The sequence below is a fragment of the Pantoea allii genome, assembly GCF_002307475.1.
Classification (GTDB): domain Bacteria; phylum Pseudomonadota; class Gammaproteobacteria; order Enterobacterales; family Enterobacteriaceae; genus Pantoea; species Pantoea allii.
Window position 1 is genome coordinate 1 of sequence record NZ_NTMH01000023.1, and the last position, 3,190, is coordinate 3,190.

Annotated in this window: 4 protein-coding genes; all 4 read right to left on the reverse strand. The window is 61.2% G+C overall.

Features of this window, described 5'->3' with window-relative positions; all coding sequences use genetic code 11:
- Positions 1–647: 647 nt before the first annotated feature.
- Positions 648–971: a hypothetical protein gene (locus CMR03_RS08160; protein WP_096011275.1), complete on the reverse strand. Its 324-nt coding sequence runs from the start codon at positions 969–971 to the stop codon at positions 648–650.
- A gap of 56 nt (positions 972–1,027) precedes the next feature.
- Positions 1,028–1,594, reverse strand: a complete 567-nt coding sequence (locus CMR03_RS25490) for a hypothetical protein (protein WP_244181348.1) — start codon at positions 1,592–1,594, stop codon at positions 1,028–1,030.
- Positions 1,591–1,740 (reverse strand): succinate dehydrogenase flavoprotein subunit, encoded by a 150-nt coding sequence (locus tag CMR03_RS08170; protein WP_096011276.1) that lies wholly within the window; start codon positions 1,738–1,740, stop codon positions 1,591–1,593. Before CMR03_RS08170 ends, CMR03_RS25490 begins: the two co-directional genes overlap by 4 nt.
- Positions 1,741–1,829: 89 nt before the next feature.
- The gene (locus CMR03_RS08175) at positions 1,830–2,774 is read right to left on the reverse strand and encodes a hypothetical protein (RefSeq protein ID WP_096011277.1); all 945 of its coding nucleotides are present in this window, start codon (positions 2,772–2,774) and stop codon (positions 1,830–1,832) included.
- Positions 2,775–3,190: the final 416 nt, after the last annotated feature.

The window sequence follows — 3,190 nt, forward strand, 5'->3', positions numbered from 1 at the left end:
GGCGACCGGAACGGAGGCGTCACCGGAAGCCGCAGCGCAAGCGAGCCGGGTTTATGGCGAGTGCGAACGGGTGAGGAACGGCGAAGCGTACCGGAGTGGGAGGGCGACGGACTGTGCTACTGTCAGCCCTCCGCGCTGAACCACCGGAACAGAACAGCCGCACGGGATAACATGAGCATGAACACCTGCGGCACGACGGAACGGCGTGACGGCCTTACAGGGCGCCCGCGCCCGGTGAACGCACCGGCGACAGCCGGTTGCAGCCCTTGACCTCAGCCATCAGACCTTAGCCGGGAGGCCCGAAACGCGGCCCTTTGCGGTTCGGCGGAGACGGGCGGCAGCTTTTCCGCCGCCGGTCGGAGTGGGGCTGACGACTGCCCGCCAGGGCAGGAGCCGAAGGGGGCCATGTCCCGGCCGTGGCTTCTGAGAAGGCGAAAATGGTTCATCAGACAGAGGAAACTGGCCATAAACTCGCCCGGCCATACCCGTTCTGGCATGAATACTGGCCAGAATGGTCACATTACATATCAGAGTGGTGAAGCTGCCCCGCAAAGTCACAGCACGCGGAGGGAGGGAGCCGGTGCGTCAGCACCGGGTTTTGCCCGGCCCGAAGGGCCTGCAGGGTTTGCGCCCTGCACGGCACGGAATCAGCCTGCGGCTTCATCCCTGAAATGCTCACCGGCGCGGATAAGCAGCTCGCAGAACGGCAGATCTTTAGCGCTGCACAGGTGCATAAGATTTGCCAGCAGATCGGTAATGGCCGTTTCTGCCTGGTCATTTTTACTGTCCAGCCCCGTGCAACGGGCGAAGGTGACGACTGCCGCCGCAGCGCTACAGGTCACGTCGGTTATTTCCCACGGAACCGGATGCAGCGCGTAATCGGCCAGGTCATCCAGGTCGGCTATTTTCAGCGATCCCGGATTCGCAACCTGTGTGGGCGTTGTCACAACGGATGGAGTGTTATTCAGCATGGGGTACTTCTCCTTAGTTTGAGAGAGGAGGGCCGGAAACAACCGGCCCTGCCCCGTCAGATACGCACTTTGCGGTTATAGGTGGCACGCCAGTCGTTGTAATCGCTGCCTTTTCGCAGCGGCTCCAGACGGCACAGGTTCTCGGCAAGCCCGTTCATGACCAGAATGCGCTCAACCGCTTCAAACCACGACTCCGCCTCTGCCACCGGAAACCACATGTTCGCATTCTGGCCACTCAGCAGCGGATGACTGCAGAAATGCACGCCCCTCCCCCGCTTCGTTTCGCAACCCGTTACAGTCACCGTGGCCCTCACTTCTTCTGAGGGCGCACGGCGGGCGAGCTGCTCAACAATGTCATTCCAGCACCATTCATCGTCTTCCGGTACGGCCAGATCGATGCAGTTCAGCGACTGCCATTCCGCGCGGGCCGACAGCCTGGCGATTTCCTTCAGGGTAGGATCATCATTCGCCCCTTCCGTGCTGTGAATGAACTGACCGTGGATGTAAAACGCTTCATCCCCGTTGTCCAGGGTGATGACGCAGTACTGGCCCAGCGCGCGCGCAATATCGCCCTCCGTAACGGGCTTCAGGTCACCTTTTTCGGTCTGATTCTGCTGGCTCATGCGCTGGCCCTCATCATCATCCTGACGCAGCGGATAAAGGCAGGCCACAGTCTGAACGGCATGGCCGGTACGTGAGCAGACTGGCCGCTGCGCAGTGCGTTTACAAACAGCGCCGCCTGTGCGACGATTTGCGGGTCAAAATTCATATTCGTTGCTCCGAGTGGGATTTTGATGTGGCGGGCAGTTCCAGCTACCCGCCGTGAAGAAAGCAGGGGCAACCCTGCTTTTTTTGCGCCTAAAACTCCATACCCTCCATAATTTCGGTTTCGTCCAGACGCGTGGACGGATGCTGATATTCCCGCAGCGCTTCCGCCACGTGCGGATGGTTCGCCCAGACGGCGTGAACGCTTGTCAGGTCGAGCATGTCGGCCTTCTGGCGTAGCTGGCGGGCCGTCTCATAGTTGTCCCAGCCGGACTCATAAGCGGCCTTCTCACGCAGCGCCTGTTTCTGTGCCGCAATACGCTCAAATGCAGCCGGATCGGTTTCCGGAACGCCCCACTCCAGCGAGCGGGCATTGCCGCGAAGCACCACGCGGTGTGCAATATCGGTAATGGTGGCGATGTGCGGTTCAAAGCCGTACCCACGGTGTTCCTCCTGCTTCCAGTCCCCGCTCAGGTCTGCCTTTACCAGCAGCTCCATCGCCTCCGGGAGAGAGTCCGCAAGGCCCAGGGAGACTTCTGCGTCACACCAGTACGTGCCGGGATAGATATCGTCGTCGGGAAATTCCATGCGACCGCTGACGGTAAGGCCAAACGGACGCGCCGCCTCGATAAACGACTGCCGCAACGCTTCGCGCTGAAGCGGGGCATTTTCCTGAAGGTATTTCAGGGATGGCAGGTCAGGCCCGTCCACCCAGGCCCACTCTGCTGGCACTATTTCAATGGCGAGGGACCGGACGGACGTCGCCAGCTCATACGCAGACGGGGTGCCGATATCGCCTTCATCAAGCATCGTCGTGATGCGTTGTGCCGCGTACCGGACATCAGCAGACAGGTCTTCCAGATGATCCGGACCAACCGCATCCAGCGCAGCCAGCGCGCGGTACGTCATCAGATTACCTTCCAGTTGTGCCAGGGTGAGCAGGCGCTCTGTACGCACGGGCAGAAGCACGTCGAATTTTTTTTTCACCCATGTTTCGGTAGATTCAGAAGCGGCGGTGTTGACGTTGTGTGAGTTCATGCTGGTTCTCCTCTGTCGGTTGCTGTTATCCATGTTTCGGTGAGTTCATCGCGGCGAAGGGCAAAGTGGCACCGGCTGGCGACCGGAACGGAGGCGTCACCGGAAGCCGCAGCGCAAGCGAGCCGGGTTTATGGCGAGTGCGAACGGGTGAGGAACGGCGAAGCGTACCGGAGTGGGAGGGCGACGGACTGTGCTACTGTCAGCCCTCCGCGCTGAACCACCGGAACAGAACAGCCGCACGGGATAACATGAGCATGAACACCTGCGGCACGACGGAACGGCGTGACGGCCTTACAGGGCGCCCGCGCCCGGTGAACGCACCGGCGACAGCCGGTTGCAGCCCTTGACCTCAGCCATCAGACCTTAGCCGGGAGGCCCGAAACGCGGCCCTTTGCGGTTCGGCGGAGACGGGCGGC

Coding starts and splice junctions, on each gene's coding strand:
- CMR03_RS08160 (WP_096011275.1), bottom strand. CDS start 971: ATGCTGAATAACACTCCATCCGTTGTGACAACGCCCACACAGGTTGCG.
- CMR03_RS25490 (WP_244181348.1), bottom strand. CDS start 1,594: ATGAGCCAGCAGAATCAGACCGAAAAAGGTGACCTGAAGCCCGTTACG.
- CMR03_RS08170 (WP_096011276.1), bottom strand. CDS start 1,740: ATGAATTTTGACCCGCAAATCGTCGCACAGGCGGCGCTGTTTGTAAAC.
- CMR03_RS08175 (WP_096011277.1), bottom strand. CDS start 2,774: ATGAACTCACACAACGTCAACACCGCCGCTTCTGAATCTACCGAAACA.